This is a genomic window from Nocardioides kongjuensis, from assembly GCF_013409625.1.
In the GTDB taxonomy this organism is placed as follows: Bacteria; Actinomycetota; Actinomycetes; order Propionibacteriales; family Nocardioidaceae; genus Nocardioides; species Nocardioides kongjuensis.
The window spans coordinates 1,401,614-1,416,134 of the sequence record NZ_JACCBF010000001.1 but is presented as its reverse complement, the minus strand read 5'-3'; the positions used below and the strand labels follow the sequence as shown (position 1 = coordinate 1,416,134).

13 protein-coding genes are annotated in these 14,521 nt (G+C 70.8%); 11 read left to right on the top strand and 2 right to left on the bottom strand.

Annotation, left to right across the window (positions count from 1 at the left end):
- Nucleotides 1-17: 17 nt before the first annotated feature.
- The gene (locus tag BJ958_RS06765; RefSeq protein ID WP_179726139.1) at nucleotides 18-983 is read left to right on the top strand and encodes a tRNA (adenine-N1)-methyltransferase; all 966 of its coding nucleotides are present in this window, start codon (nucleotides 18-20) and stop codon (nucleotides 981-983) included.
- Between the two features lie 130 nt (nucleotides 984-1,113).
- On the top strand, nucleotides 1,114-2,877 hold the full coding sequence (gene arc, locus BJ958_RS06760) for a proteasome ATPase (RefSeq protein ID WP_179726138.1): 1,764 nt from the start codon (nucleotides 1,114-1,116) through the stop codon (nucleotides 2,875-2,877).
- Nucleotides 2,878-3,072: 195 nt separating this feature from the next.
- Here the strand turns inward: arc and BJ958_RS06755 are convergent, their stop codons facing one another.
- The gene (locus tag BJ958_RS06755) at nucleotides 3,073-3,897 is read right to left on the bottom strand and encodes a DUF1206 domain-containing protein (RefSeq protein WP_179726137.1); all 825 of its coding nucleotides are present in this window, start codon (nucleotides 3,895-3,897) and stop codon (nucleotides 3,073-3,075) included.
- A 102-nt stretch (nucleotides 3,898-3,999) separates the two neighbouring features.
- On the opposite strand from BJ958_RS06755, the gene dop reads away from it, so the two are divergent.
- From dop to BJ958_RS06730, 5 genes are all read left to right on the top strand, one after another.
- Nucleotides 4,000-5,508, top strand: coding sequence for a depupylase/deamidase Dop (gene dop, locus BJ958_RS06750; protein WP_179726136.1), 1,509 nt, complete (start codon nucleotides 4,000-4,002; stop codon nucleotides 5,506-5,508).
- Between the two features lie 17 nt (nucleotides 5,509-5,525).
- The gene (locus BJ958_RS06745; RefSeq protein WP_179726135.1) at nucleotides 5,526-5,723 is read left to right on the top strand and encodes a ubiquitin-like protein Pup; all 198 of its coding nucleotides are present in this window, start codon (nucleotides 5,526-5,528) and stop codon (nucleotides 5,721-5,723) included.
- A 6-nt stretch (nucleotides 5,724-5,729) separates the two neighbouring features.
- The gene (gene prcB / locus BJ958_RS06740; RefSeq protein ID WP_179726134.1) at nucleotides 5,730-6,578 is read left to right on the top strand and encodes a proteasome subunit beta; all 849 of its coding nucleotides are present in this window, start codon (nucleotides 5,730-5,732) and stop codon (nucleotides 6,576-6,578) included.
- A gap of 3 nt (nucleotides 6,579-6,581) precedes the next feature.
- Complete coding sequence (gene prcA, locus BJ958_RS06735; protein WP_179726133.1) at nucleotides 6,582-7,460, top strand: proteasome subunit alpha; 879 nt, start codon at nucleotides 6,582-6,584, stop codon at nucleotides 7,458-7,460.
- Between the two features lie 93 nt (nucleotides 7,461-7,553).
- The gene (locus BJ958_RS06730; protein WP_179726132.1) at nucleotides 7,554-8,591 is read left to right on the top strand and encodes a hypothetical protein; all 1,038 of its coding nucleotides are present in this window, start codon (nucleotides 7,554-7,556) and stop codon (nucleotides 8,589-8,591) included.
- A gap of 45 nt (nucleotides 8,592-8,636) precedes the next feature.
- Here the strand turns inward: BJ958_RS06730 and BJ958_RS06725 are convergent, their stop codons facing one another.
- Nucleotides 8,637-9,986: an FAD-dependent oxidoreductase gene (locus BJ958_RS06725; protein WP_179726131.1), complete on the bottom strand. Its 1,350-nt coding sequence runs from the start codon at nucleotides 9,984-9,986 to the stop codon at nucleotides 8,637-8,639.
- Nucleotides 9,987-10,030: 44 nt separating this feature from the next.
- Here BJ958_RS06725 and pafA point away from each other — a divergent pair, with 44 nt between their 5' ends.
- Genes pafA through BJ958_RS06705 form a run of 4 tightly spaced genes read left to right on the top strand, consistent with a single transcriptional unit; the run spans nucleotide 10,031 to nucleotide 14,485 of the window.
- The gene (gene pafA, locus BJ958_RS06720) at nucleotides 10,031-11,392 is read left to right on the top strand and encodes a Pup--protein ligase (RefSeq protein ID WP_179726130.1); all 1,362 of its coding nucleotides are present in this window, start codon (nucleotides 10,031-10,033) and stop codon (nucleotides 11,390-11,392) included.
- A gap of 39 nt (nucleotides 11,393-11,431) precedes the next feature.
- Nucleotides 11,432-12,538 carry an FKBP-type peptidyl-prolyl cis-trans isomerase gene (locus BJ958_RS06715; protein WP_246319315.1) on the top strand — a complete coding sequence of 369 codons (1,107 nt, stop codon included), beginning with the start codon at nucleotides 11,432-11,434 and terminating at the stop codon, nucleotides 12,536-12,538.
- Nucleotides 12,519-13,481, top strand: coding sequence for a helix-turn-helix transcriptional regulator (locus BJ958_RS06710; RefSeq protein ID WP_179726128.1), 963 nt, complete (start codon nucleotides 12,519-12,521; stop codon nucleotides 13,479-13,481). Before BJ958_RS06715 ends, BJ958_RS06710 begins: the two co-directional genes overlap by 20 nt.
- Entirely contained in the window at nucleotides 13,478-14,485 is a 1,008-nt protein-coding gene (locus tag BJ958_RS06705; RefSeq protein ID WP_179726127.1) for a helix-turn-helix transcriptional regulator, read from the top strand. The genes BJ958_RS06710 and BJ958_RS06705 overlap by 4 nt, the downstream gene beginning before the upstream one ends.
- Nucleotides 14,486-14,521 lie beyond the last annotated feature (36 nt).

The following is a 14,521-nucleotide window of genomic DNA, read 5'->3' as shown; positions in this document are numbered from 1 at the left end:
GCCGGTAGATTGCGCCGGTGACCGATGCGCCCCACAGTCCCGCCGGCGACGTTGCCGGCGACGTAGCCCCCGAAGCCTGGTCCGGCGTCCACCGCGGCCCCCTGCGTGCCGGCGAGTGGGTCCGGCTGGTCGACGGCAAGGGCCGCAAGCACAACTTCGAGCTCGTTCCCGGCAAGCGGTTCTTCTCCAACAAGGGCCACCTCGAGCACGACGACCTGATCGGCCGCGAGGAGGGTTTCGCGGTCACCTCCTCGGTCGGCGGCGAGTACCTCGTCTTCCGACCGCTGCTCTCCGAGTTCGTCGTCTCGATGCCGCGCGGTGCCGCGGTCGTCTACCCCAAGGACTCCGCCCAGATCGTGGCGATGGCCGACATCTTCCCCGGCGCCCACGTCGTCGAGGCCGGCGTCGGCTCCGGTGCGCTGACCTGCTCGCTCCTGCGCGCCGTCGGCCCCTACGGCCGCGTCTCGTCCTTCGAGCGCCGCAAGGAGTTCGCCGACGTCGCGCGCCGCAACGTGACCCAGTTCTTCGGCGGCGACCACCCCGCGTGGAACCTGACCCTCGGCGACCTCGCCGAGGCGCTGCCCGCGTCCGGGGAGCGGTGCGACCGGATCATCCTCGACATGCTCGCCCCCTGGGACTGCCTCGACGCCGCGGCCGACGCGCTGCTGCCCGGCGGCATCGTGTGCGCGTACGTCGCCACGACCACCCAGCTGTCGAAGTTCGTCGAGGCGGTGCGAGTCCACGGCGGGTTCACCGAGCCCGCGCCGTGGGAGTCGCTGGTCCGCGACTGGCACGTCGAGGGCCTGGCCGTGCGTCCCGGTCACAAGATGATCGGCCACACCGCCTTCCTCGTCACCGCCCGCCGGATGGCTCCCGGTGAGCGTGCGCCGCTGAAGAAGCGCCGCCCGGCTCCCGGTGCCTACGGTCCCGACTACACCGGCCCCCGGCCGCCCGGCGTACCCGAGACCCCGGCCGACGACTGACGGCGCGGAGGTTGCGGTTTGGTCCCAAACCGCAACATTTCCGCCTCGAAACATGGTGTTTCTGCCCAAAGGCCGTTAATCACTTCCTTGTAACACCCGCCCGAGTAATGTCGGATCAAGGAGGTGTGCCATGACGAGCATGGGAGAAGGCACGACAGGCGGACACCGTTCCCCGAGCCGCGAGGAGCTCGAGGACCAGGTGCGCTACCTCGAGGAGGAGGTCGGCGACCTGCGCCGTCGCCTCGTCGACACCCCGACCGGAGCTGCCCGTTCGCTCGAGGCCCGGCTCGCCGAGGCCCAGCGTTCCCTGGCTGCGGTCACCGCCCAGAACGAGCGTCTCGCCGGGACGCTGCGCGACGCACGCGACCAGATCCTCAAGCTCAAGGAGGAGGTCGACCGGCTGGCCCAGCCCCCGGCCGGCTTCGGCACCTTCCTCCAGCGCAACGAGGACGACACCGTCGACGTGTTCACCGGTGGTCGCAAGCTGCGGGTGACCGCGAGCCCGAACGTCGACCTCGAGACCCTGCGGCGTGGCCAGGAGGTCATGCTCAACGAGTCCCTCAACGTGGTCGCCGCGTTCGACTACGAGACGGTCGGCGAGGTGGTCATGCTCAAGGAGGTGCTCGCCGACGGCCAGCGGGTCCTGGTGATCGCCAACGCCGACGAGGAGCGCGTCGTCCGCCTCGCGGACCCGCTGCTCACCGAGACGCTGCGGGCCGGTGACTCGCTGCTGCTCGACTCCCGTGCCGGGTACGTCTACGAGAAGGTCCCGAAGTCGGAGGTCGAGGAGCTCGTCCTCGAGGAGGTCCCCGACATCACCTACGACACGATCGGTGGGCTCGGCAACCAGATCGAGGCGATCCAGGACGCCGTCGAGCTGCCGTACCTGTACCCCGAGCTGTTCGCCGAGCACGAGCTCAAGCCACCCAAGGGCATCCTGCTCTACGGCCCTCCCGGCTGCGGCAAGACCTTGATCGCGAAGGCCGTCGCCAACTCGCTGGCCAAGAAGGTCGCCGCGAAGACCGGCCAGGAGGGGAAGTCGTACTTCCTCAACATCAAGGGCCCCGAGCTGCTCAACAAGTACGTCGGTGAGACGGAGCGCCACATCCGGCTCGTGTTCCAGCGGGCGCGGGAGAAGGCGAGCACCGGTACGCCGGTCATCGTGTTCTTCGACGAGATGGACTCGCTGTTCCGCACCCGCGGCTCCGGCGTCTCCTCCGACGTCGAGAACACGATCGTGCCCCAGCTGCTCAGCGAGATCGACGGGGTCGAGCTGCTGGAGAACGTCCTGGTCATCGGCGCCTCGAACCGTGAGGACATGATCGACCCGGCGATCCTGCGCCCGGGGCGTCTCGACGTGAAGATCAAGATCGAGCGGCCCGACGCCGAGTCGGCGCGCGACATCTTCAGCAAGTACCTCACCCAGAGCCTGCCGCTGCACGCCGACGACCTCGCCGAGTTCCACGGCGACCGCAAGGCCACGGTCGGCGGCATGATCCGCGCGACGGTCGAGCGGATGTACTCCGAGACCGAGGAGAACCGCTTCCTCGAGGTCACCTACGCCAACGGCGACAAGGAAGTCCTCTACTTCAAGGACTTCAACTCCGGTGCGATGATCCAGAACATCGTCGACCGGGCGAAGAAGATGGCGATCAAGGACTTCCTCGAGCACGACCAGAAGGGGCTGCGGGTCTCCCACCTCCTCCAGGCGTGCGTCGACGAGTTCAAGGAGAACGAGGACCTGCCCAACACGACCAACCCCGACGACTGGGCGCGGATCTCGGGCAAGAAGGGCGAGCGGATCGTCTTCATCCGCACCCTCATCACCGGCAAGCAGGGCACCGAGCCGGGCCGTTCCATCGACACCGTCAACGACACCGGTCAGTACCTGTAGGTCCGTCTTGGCCGGCTCACCTAGGGTGGGCCACGTCCCGTCCGCACCGCATCCCCCAGGAGCCATCCATGAAGAAGCTGATCATCGTCGCCCTCGTCGCGCTCGGCGTCACCGCCGCCGTCAAGGTCGCGAAGAGCCGCTGACTCCTCGACGTGCCGGGCCCTGAGGGGCCCGGCACGTCGCGTCAGCACCGGCTCAGTCCCCGCGCAGGAACGCCGCGCGCAGCAGGTGGAACACCCCGTAGCACCCGAGCCCCGCCGCGACCACGAGCATCAGGGCCGGACCGAACGGCTCGTCCCGGAACCGCACGATCGCCTGGTCCAGGCCGCCCGACTTCGCCGGGTCGTGGGTGAGCGCGCTCCACACGAACATCCCGGCCAGCACCAGGAACGCCAGGCCGCGAGCGCCGAATCCGACCCTGGCCAGCACGGTCACCACCCGGCCCAGCGCCCCTGCCCTCGCCTCCGGCTCCAGGCCGCGTCGCCACCGGTCCGAGACCGCATGGACGATGCTGAACACGCCCACCGCCGCGATGCCGAGACCGACGAGCACCACGATCGCCGGTCCGACCGGCAACGCCATCAGCCGTCCGGTCACTCCGTCCGAGCCGCTGCCGGAGCCGCCGGAGCTGCCGGAGCCGCTGGCCGTCCGGATCGCCAGCACCGCGAGCACAGCGAACACCACGCCGCGCCCTGCGGACACCGCGCGGCCGACCCATCGGCGTGCGCCCTCCTCGTCGCGGTGGCCACCGACCGCCTGGCAGGCCTCCCAGAGCGCCAGGCCGCACAGCCCCACCGCGACCAGCCACAGCACCACCGCGCCCATCGGCCGGTCGCGCACCTGCTCCAGCGCACCCTGCCCGGACGCCGAGCCGTCGGGACTGCCCAGGACCAGCTGCGCCGCCAGCCAGGCGACGATCACGTAGACCACGCCGTACGCCGCCATCCCGGCCCGCGCCACGCCGGTCATCGCCGGGTGGTCGCTCGCCTCCCGCGCCGCCTGCTCCGTGCGCTGCTCCACGCCCGCCATCGGGTCACCCCCTGACACCTCGTGCCTGTGCGCTACCCGAACGGCGCAACGGCATCCCGCCGCCCGGTCGGTGTGACGCCGTAGGCTGGAGGCATGAGCGTGCGCCGCGTGATGGGCACCGAGGTGGAGTACGGCATCTCGGTCCAGGGCCAGCCGACCGCGAATCCGATGGTGGCCTCGTCCCAGGTCGTCAACGCCTACGCGTCGGCGACCGTGCGAGCGCGCCGCGCCCGGTGGGACTTCGAGGAGGAGTCACCACTGCGCGATGCCCGCGGCTTCGACATGTCGCGCCAGATCGCGGATCCCACCCAGCTCACCGACGAGGACCTGGGCCTCGCGAACGTCATCCTCACCAACGGTGCCCGGCTCTACGTCGACCACGCACACCCGGAGTACTCCACGCCCGAGGTGGTCACCCCGCTCGACGTCGTCCGCTGGGACAAGGCGGGGGAGCAGGTCATGCTCGACGCGGCACGCCGCGCCCAGCAGCTGCCCGGCAACCCGCAGATCGTGCTCTACAAGAACAACACGGACAACAAGGGTGCGTCGTACGGCGCGCACGAGAACTACCTCATGCGCCGCTCGACCCCGTTCGCCGACATCGTGCGGCACCTGACGCCCTTCTTCGTCAGCCGGCAGGTGTTCTGCGGCGCCGGCAGGGTCGGGAAGGGCCAGGACGGTCGCGAGCACGGCTTCCAGATCAGCCAGCGTGCCGACTTCTTCGAGGTCGAGGTCGGTCTCGAGACCACGCTCAAGCGACCGATCATCAACACCCGCGACGAGCCGCACGCCGACCCCGAGCGCTACCGCCGGCTGCACGTCATCATCGGTGACGCGAACCTGTCCGAGATCGCGACGTATCTCAAGGTCGGCACCACGTCGCTGGTCCTGGCGATGATCGAGGACAAGTTCATCGGCCGCGACCTCGTCGTCGACATGCCGGTCGCCTCACTGCGCGCGGTGTCCCACGACCCGTCGCTGCGACAGACGGTGACCATGGCCGACGGGCGCCGGTTGACGGGCATCCAGCTCCAGCTGGAGTTCCTGGACCTGGCGAAGAAGTACGTGGAGGACCGCTACGGTGCCGACGCGGACCCGCAGACGGTCGACGTGCTCACCCGGTGGGAGGACGTGCTGGGCCGCCTCGAGTCCGACCCGATGTCGCTGGCCGACCAGCTCGACTGGGTGGCGAAGCTGAAGCTGATCGAGCAGTACCGCTCCCGCGACGGTCTGGCCTGGGACGACGCGAAGCTGCAGCTGATCGACTACCAGTACTCCGACATCCGCCCCGAGAAGGGTCTCTACCACCGCCTGGTCGGTGCAGGCCGGATCCAGCGGCTGCTCACCGACGACGAGGTCGAGCAGGCGATGACCAACCCGCCCGAGCAGACCCGCGCGTACTTCCGCGGCCGCTGCCTCGAGAAGTACGCCCCTGACATCGCCGCCGCGTCGTGGGACTCGGTGATCTTCGACCTGCCCGGGCGCGAGTCGCTCCAGCGGGTCCCGACGATCGACCCGCTGCGCGGCAGCAAGGCTCACGTCGGCGAGCTGATCGATCGGTGTGCGACGGCTGACGAGTTGGTCCGCGCACTCAGCCGCTGACTGGCTAGGCTGGCGTCATGGCCCAGGAGCAGAAGCAGCCGCGCAAGTCCGACGAGGCGGAGGAGACGACCGAGGTCGCTCCCGAGTCCGACGTGGCCGAGCGCAAGGAGGCCCTCGACGACGACGTCGACGCGATCCTCGACGAGATCGACGACGTGCTCGAGACGAACGCCGAGGACTTCGTGAAGTCGTTCATCCAGAAGGGCGGCGAGTAGCCCCCGATGAGCGACGCACGCATCCCGGGTGCTTTCCTGCGCCCTGGCACCTCCTCGTTCAGCGACTTCCTGGCCGAGAACGCCCCTGACCTGCTGCCGGCGCGCCGGTCGCTGCCGGCCGGCAGCGCCGCCGAGATCGCGCCCCACGGCACCACGATCGTCGCCGTCACCTTCCCGGGCGGCCTGGTGATGGCCGGCGACCGGCGCGCCACGATGGGCAACGTGATCGCCCAGCGCGACATCCAGAAGGTGTTCCCGGCCGACGAGTACTCCGTGGTCGGCATCGCCGGCACCGCCGGGCTCGCGGTCGAGATGGTCCGCCTCTTCCAGGTCGAGCTCGAGCACTACGAGAAGATCGAGGGCTCGATCCTCTCCCTCGACGGCAAGGCCAACCGGCTCTCCGCACTCATCCGCGCCAACCTCGGCATGGCGATGCAGGGGCTGGCCGTCGTCCCGATGTTCGCGGGCTTCGACCTCGACAGCGGCACCGGCCGGATCTTCGGCTACGACGTCACCGGCGGCCGACACGAGGAGGCCTCCTTCTTCACCGTCGGCTCGGGCTCGTTGTTCGCGCGCGGCGCCCTGAAGAAGCTGTGGCACGAGGGCCTGTCGTCCGACGACGCCGTCCGGGTCTGCCTCCAGGCGCTCTACGACGCCGCCGACGACGACTCCGCGACCGGAGGCCCCGACCTGACCCGCCGGATCTTCCCGATCGTGTGGGTGGTGACCGCCGACGGCGCCGTCCAGCTCGACGAGGCCGCGATCGGCGCGCTCGCCGACCAGGTCGTGGGCGCCCGGATGGACCGACCCGACGGACCGCTCGCACCCCTGCCCGGCGCAGGCGAGGAGGCCTGACACATGAGCACCCCCTTCTACGTCTCGCCCGAGCAGCTGATGAAGGACCGGGCCGACTTCGCCCGCAAGGGCATCGCCCGCGGCCGGTCCCTCGCAGCGGTGCAGTACGCCGACGGCGTACTCCTCGTGACCGAGAACCCCTCGCAGGCCCTGCACAAGGTCTCCGAGCTCTACGACCGGCTCGCGTTCGCCGCGGTCGGTCGCTACAACGAGTTCGAGAACCTCCGCATCGCAGGTGTCCGGCTCGCCGACATGCGCGGCTACGCCTACGACCGCCGCGACGTCACCGGCCGGGGCCTGGCCAACGCCTATGCGCAGACCCTCGGCACGATCTTCTCCTCCGGCGGCGAGAAGCCGTACGAGGTGGAGATCTTCGTCGCCGAGGTCGGCGCCACCGCCGCCGACGACCAGATCTACCGCCTCACCTACGAGGGCCGGGTCGCCGACGAGCACGGCTTCGCGGTGATGGGCGGCGACAGCGAGACCGTGTCGTCCTACCTCTCGTCGCACTACGCCGCCGGCGCGTCACTGGGCGAGGCCCTGACCGTCGCGGTCGCCGCGCTCGGTCACACCGGCGACGGCGACCGGGTCATCCCCGTCGAGGACCTCGAGGTCGCCGTCCTCGACCGGACCCGCACCCAGCCGCGGAAGTTCTCGCGGCTGCGTCCGGCCCGGGTCGCCGAGCTCCTCGGCCCGCGGGGCACTCCCGAGCACGCAGCCCCGCTCCCCGAGGACGGCGCTCCCGGGAGCGGTTCCTCCGACCCGGCCACCGACGACCCCGCCGACCCGACCGACCAGGTCTCCGGTGACGTCGCGCCGCTGGAGAACCCCACGAACGGCGAGCCGCCCTCCGGCGAGCCCCCGGTCGCCCCGCCGCTCTGAGTCGGCCGGTCTCATTCATGCGGTTTGGTCCCAAACCGCATGAATTCGGGTCCGGAACGTGCGGTCTGTGCCCAATCCGTGGGGTGAGTACTGGTGCTGCCGGCGTGGCTTTCCACAGGCCGCACAGGACCGGTTGAACCTGTCTGCCAGTCCGTCGACGCTGTGGACATGAAGATCGGGCCGGACGGCGCCGTACGTGGCGAGGTGAGGACCGCGGGCAACCAACGTGTCGCCCACGGTCTCTTCCGGCCGGAAGCAGTGGGGCTGAGCCCGTGGGAGAACTTCCTGAGGGACCTCAGCGCGCTGCGGCTCGTGCTGCCGCACGATGCGGTCTTCACCCACGTGACGGGGGCCCGTGTCCTCGGGTGGGACCTGCCGGCGCTCCCGGAGCAGGTCCCGTACTTCGCTGCCGTACGTGGGGACAACCGGCCACGGCGCCCGGGTCTGATCTGCTCGCGCCTGACGCACGGGTCGACGGTGCTGACGGTGCATGGGCTGCCCGTCGACGCTCCCGTGGAGATCCTGCTGCGCAGTGCCCGCGACCTCTCCGACCTGGACCTCGCGATCATGGTGGACTCGGCCGTTCGGCTGGGCCACGTCACTGATGCCGACCTCCAGGAGGTGCTGGCGTCGACCAGACCAGGGGTACGCCGGCTCCGCCGCGTCTGGAGAGACCGGAACCCCCGCTCGGAATCGGCGGGTGAGACCCTGCTGCACTGGTTCCACATGGTGATGGAGATCCCCACCCAGCCGCAGGTGGACATCTTCGACGACCAGGGCACCTTCGTGTGCCGTGCTGACCTGTTGGTCAGCGGGCGCCTCGACATCCACGAGTACGACGGCGAGGTCCATCGGGACAAGAACGTCCATCGCCGTGACCTCCGCCGGGAGCGTGCCTTGGCCAACACCCCCTACGTGCGGCGCGGATTCACGCTCGACGACCTCGTGAACCACTCGGCTTTGCTGATGCACGAGCTGGACCGTGTCCTCGGCCGGCCGCACAGACCTCGGCGGCTCCGGGCGTGGCGGGCTCTGGTCACGGACTCCCTGTACTCGGAGACCGGCCGAGCGCGGGTGATGAATCGCTGGTACCGCTCGACGACGCCCATCGATTGGGCAGGAACCGCATGAGATCGGCCGGAATTGCTGCGGTTTGGGACCAAACCGCAGCAATTCTCACCGCAGCGGACGAACAGCCGGCCCCTCGAGGACCGTCCCGTCGGGGGCGAAGCGGGACCCGTGGAGCGGGCAGTCCCAGGAGTCCTCGGCGTCGTTCCACGCCAGTACGCCGCCGAGGTGGGTGCACACGGGAGGCCGGTCACCGGCGAGGAGGCGCCCGGCGTGGCCGCAGGCCATCTGCCAGCCCACCTCGGCGTTCGTGAGCGCCGCGCGGGGCGCGGCCCGCACCTGGCGCGGGGCCCAGGTGCGCAGGGCGTCGGCCCAGTCGGGGCGGGTACCGCCCAGGAGGTCGGCGGCGAGCAGCAGCGCGGCCGCCGGAGCCGTGCTGAGGCCCCACTTGTCGAACCCGGTCACCACCTGGACCCGGTGGTCACCGGGGACGGCGGGGCCGGCGTACGGCAGGCCGTCGACGGGCGACTGGTCCTGTGCGGACCACACGGTGCGCAGCCTCGCTTCCGGGAAGCTCGCCCGCGCCCAGTCCAGCAGCCGGTCCCGGTGCGCCGACGCCGAGCCACGTCCGGTGACGTGACCGGCGCCGCCGACCATCAGCAGCCGCTCCCCGCCGGACTCCGTCGACCTGAGCGAGCGCACGTCGTCGTCGGCCGACAGGTGCATCCCGTCCGGTGCCCACGGGCTCTCGAAGGTCGCGGCGTAGGACCGGGACGCCTGCATCCGGGCGAAGAAGAGTCCCCGCAGCAGCACGGGTTGGTTGGTGGCGACCACGGCGACACCGGCCCGCAGGTACCGCCCGCCGTCGGTCCGTACCCGGACCCCGTCGCCGGAGCGGTGCACCTCCACGGCCCGCACCCGCTCGTGCACCTCACCGCCCTCGGCCTCGACGTCGGCGACCAGCAGGCTCAGCAGGCGGGAGGGATCGACCTGGAACTGGTCGTCGAGCTCGACGGCACCGCGCACCGGGAACGGCAGCTCGGTGTCCGTGGTCGTGCGGACGGCGAGCCCCGCCCGTGTCGCAGCGTCCAGCTCGGCCCTGACCCGGTCCTCGCCCCTGTCCGTCGTCGCGTAGGTCGTCGCAACGCGGCCCGCGACCGGCAGTCCGTGCCCCTCGCAGTACCGGCGCAGCCAGGCCTGGCCCTCCGCGCCGGCTTCGACATAGCGCCGGACCACCGGGAGCGGGTTGGTGCGCAGGGCCCGCTGCAGCTTCGTGCCCTGCAGGAGGCTCACCTTGCCGGTGCTGTGCCCGGTGGTGCCGTCGCCCACCTGCCGGGCCTCCAGGACCGCCACCGAGCAGCCTCCGCGGGCCAGCAGGAGGGCGGTGAGGAGGCCGGCTGCACCGCCCCCGAGCACCACTGCGTCGTACGACTCCGAGAACTCTTCTGGCGCGTCCATGCGAGTGCGGTACCCGCTGCCCACCACAGCAGTAATGTGCGTACATGGACCGTCGGATCTTCGGGATCGAGAACGAGTACGGCGTCACGTGCACGTTTCGCGGACAGCGGCGGCTGAGCCCCGACGAGGTCGCGCGCTACCTGTTCCGCAAGGTCGTCAGCTGGGGCCGCAGCAGCAACGTCTTCCTGCGCAACGGTGCGCGGCTCTACCTCGACGTCGGCAGCCACCCGGAGTACGCCACGCCCGAGTGCGACGACGTCACCGAGCTGGTCACCCACGACAAGGCGGGGGAGCGGGTCCTCGAGGGCCTGCTGCTGGACGCCGAGCAGCGGCTGCACGACGAGGGGATCGCGGGCGAGATCTACCTGTTCAAGAACAACACCGACTCGGCCGGCAACTCCTACGGCTGCCACGAGAACTACCTCGTCTCCCGGGCCGGGGAGTTCTCCCGGCTGGCCGACGTGCTGATCCCGTTCCTGGTGACCCGCCAGATCATCGTGGGCGCCGGGAAGGTGACCCAGACGCCACGCGGCACGAGCTACTCGGTGAGCCAGCGCGCCGAGCACATCTGGGAGGGCGTGAGCAGCGCGACGACGCGCAGCCGCCCGATCATCAACACCCGCGACGAGCCGCACGCCGACGCCGAGAAGTACCGCCGCCTCCACGTCATCGTCGGAGACTCGAACATGAGCGAGACGACGACGATGCTCAAGGTGGCCTCGTGCGACCTGGTGCTGCGGATGATCGAGGAGGGCGTGGTGATGCGCGACCTCACGATGGAGAACCCGATCCGGGCGATCCGCGAGATCTCCCACGACGTCACCGGCCGCCGCAAGGTCCGCCTCGCCAACGGCCGGGAGGCGAGCGCCCTCGACATCCAGGGCGAGTACCTCTCCAAGGCCCGCGACTTCGTCGACCGCCGCGGCATCTCCACGCCGATCATCGAGCGGTCCCTCGACCTGTGGGAGCGCGGGCTCAAGGCCGTCGAGTCCGACGACCTCAGCCTGGTCGACCGCGAGATCGACTGGGTCATCAAGTGGAAGCTGATCGACCGCTACCGCGCCAAGCACGGCATCCCGCTCAGCCACCCCCGGGTCGCACAGCTCGACCTCGCCTACCACGACATCCACCGCGGCCGCGGCCTCTACTACCTGCTGGAGAAGCGCGGCTCGGTCGCCCGGGTGAGCAGCGACCTGAAGATCTTCGAGGCCAAGTCCGTCCCGCCGCAGAACACCCGCGCGCGGCTGCGTGGCGAGTTCATCCGGCGCGCGCAGGAGCGGCGCCGTGACTTCACCGTCGACTGGGTGCACCTCAAGCTGAACGACCAGGCGCAGCGCACCGTGCTGTGCAAGGACCCGTTCCGGGCGTACGACGAGCGCGTGCAACGCCTGATCGACGGCATGTGACACAAGCCTTCGGGCACTCGGTAGGGTTTGCGCGTGCTGATGCGCCTGCGACGTCCCTCCGTGCTCCTCCTGTCGACCCTGCTGCCGGCGAGCCTCGCGCTCGCCGCGTGCGGCGGATCGGACTCCGACGAGGTCAAGGGCCTCGACGCCGTCACGATCAGCGGCCCGGTCGGCGAGGCGCCGAAGCTGGACTGGAAGTCCGTGATGACCGCGAAGAAGCCGGCGGCGAAGGTCATCACCGAGGGCGACGGCGCGACGCTGAAGAAGGGCGACGTGGTGCGCGTGGAGTTCACCCTCGCCGACGGCTGGACGCACAAGGTCCCGTTCGACAGCTACGACGCGACGTCGCTGAGCACACTGGTCACGGTCGGCACCGACAAGGAGCCGCAGTCCCTGACCGACCTGCTGTCCCTCGGCTTCGCCGACGAGATCAAGGCGGGCCAGAAGGTCGGCAGCCGCATCGCGGTCACCGTGGGCAGCGACGTCGCCTTCGGCGGCTACCTCGGCAGCCAGGCCGCCAGCCTGCTGGCGGGCCTCGACATCGGCAACGAGGACGGGCTCCTCTTCGTCGCAGACATCGCCGGCATCGCCGGCCCGGAGGGCACCGAGGAGGCTGCACCGGCGTGGGCGCCGAAGATCGTCGAGACCGACGGCGCGCCGACCGGCCTCGACTTCAAGGGCACGCCGAAGCCGTCCGGTGACCTCGAGGTCGCCACGCTGACCAAGGGCTCCGGCCCGGTCGTCACCAAGGGCCAGACCATCCTGGCCCACTACCTCGGCCAGATCCCGGGGGCCGACAAGCCCTTCGACGAGAACTACTCCAAGGGCACGGGCCTCGAGGCCGTCGTCGGCGGCAAGGACGCCAGCGTCGTCAAGGGCTGGTCGCAGGCCCTCGTCGGCCTGCCCGTCGGCAGCCGCGTGCTGATCCAGATCCCGCCGAAGCTCGGCTACGGCGACAAGGCCCAGGGCGAGGACATCCCCGCCAACTCGACGCTCTACTTCGTCGTCGACATCCTCGACGCCGCCGACACCCCGCCGAAGCCGGAGCCGGCCCCCGAGGCCACGCCGACCGACGGCGCGGCTCCGACCGACGGCGCCACCGACCCCAGCGCCGAGCCGAGCACGGATGCCAGCACCGAAGAGTGAGCGTCTCCTCAACCTGCTGATCATGCTCCTGGTGCAGCGCAGGCCGATCGCCAAGGAGCGGATCCGCGAGCTGCTGTACCCGGACTCACGCCCGGACGCCTTCGAGAAGATGTTCGAGCGTGACAAGGAGGAGCTGCGCAGCCTCGGCGTGCCCGTCGAGGTCGCGACGATCGACCCGCTCTTCGAGGACGAGGTCGGCTACCGCGTCCCGCCGGAGGCGTTCGCGCTGCCCGACGTCGAGCTGACGCCCGAGGAGGCCGCCGTCGTCGGCATCGCCTCGCGGGTGTGGCAGCACGCGACGATGGCGCAGGCGACCACCGACGCCGTGCGCAAGCTCACCGCAGCCGGGATCGACGTCGACCTGGACGCCCTGGAGATCGCCCGACCACTGCTGACCGCCGAGGAGCCGGCGTTCGAGAAGTGCTGGGTCGCGGTGTGCGAGCGCAACGCGATCGAGTTCGACTACCAGCGCCCGGACGCGGACGCCCCGATGCGGCGCCGGGTCCAGCCGTGGGGAGTCGTGCGGTACTCGGGGCGTTGGTACCTCGTCGGGTACGACGCCGACCGCGCCGCCGAGCGGGTCTTCCGGCTCTCCCGGGTGCAGGGCGAGGTCGAGCTGGTGGGCCCGCCGCGCGCCTACGACGTCCCGCCGGAGACCGACGTGCGCGAGATCGCCCGCCGGATGGCGCCGCCGACGCCGAGCACGACCGCCGTGCTGCTGGTCCGCGACGGAGCCGGCCACGGCCTGCGTCGCTCCGCGGAGCGGATCGAGGTCGGCGTCGAGGGACCCGACGACCGGACCGGTTGGGACCGGCTGGTGCTGGTCCGCCCCACCCAGGGCCTGGCCGACGAGGTGTTGTCGCACGGTCCCGACGTCGTCCTCGTCGAGCCGGCCGCGATCCGGGAGCAGGTCGTCGCCCGCCTCGAGCAGGTGGCCGGATGAGCCGCACCCCCGCACCGGGCGCACGGGACCAGGTGGCCCGGCTGCTGACCCTGGTCCCGTTCCTGCACCATCGCGACGGCGTCCGGCTGGAGGAGGCCGCCCAGCTGTTGGGTACGACGCCCAAGCAGGTCGTGCAGGACCTCAAGGTCCTGTTCATGTGCGGACTGCCGGGCGGGCTGCCGGACGACCTGATCGACGTCGACCTGGACGCCATCGTCACCGAGGAGGGCAGCCCGGTCACGGAGGGCGTGATCCGGGTCGAGAACGCCGACTACCTCGCCCGGCCGCTGCGGCTGAGCGCGACGGAGGCCTCGGCGATGATCGTCGCCCTCCGGATGCTCCGCGACACCGCGGCCGCCGGCGCCAATCCCGAGCTCGTCGACCGCGTGCTCGCCAAGCTCGAGGCCGCCGCCGGCGCACCGCACGTCGAGATCACGCCCTCGCCGCGCGATGCCCAGCAGGTGGTCGCCGCCCAGCTGACGGCGCTCGTCGACCAGGCCGTGGCCACCGGCCGGCAGCTGCGGCTGCTCTACTTCGTGCCCTCGCGCGACGAGGAGTCCGAGCGGGTCGTCGATCCCTACGGCGTGGTCACCCACGGCGTGTTCTCCTACCTCGACGCCCACTGCCACCGTGCGGAGGGCGAGCGGCTGTTCCGGCTGGACCGGATCACCAAGGCCGAGCTCCTCCCGACGTCGCGTACCGTCCCGGCCCGCGCGCCGCGGGACCTCAGTGACGGGCTGTTCACCGACGACGCCGCCCCGGACGCGACCATCGTGACCCTCCGCCTGGAGCCCCCGGCGCGGTGGGCGACCGACTACTACCCGATGCGCGACGTGCGTGCCAACGACGACGGCTCGGCCGAGGTCGACCTGGTGGTGGTGGACCGCAGGTGGTTGACGAGGCTGCTGCTGCGGCTGGCGCCGCACGCGACGGTGGTCCACCCCTCGGAATTCACCGACACTTTCACCGCTCGCGCACAGGAGACCCTCAGTCTGTACCGGTGAGAGCGGCGTAGGATGATCCACGTCAGCACAACCCGA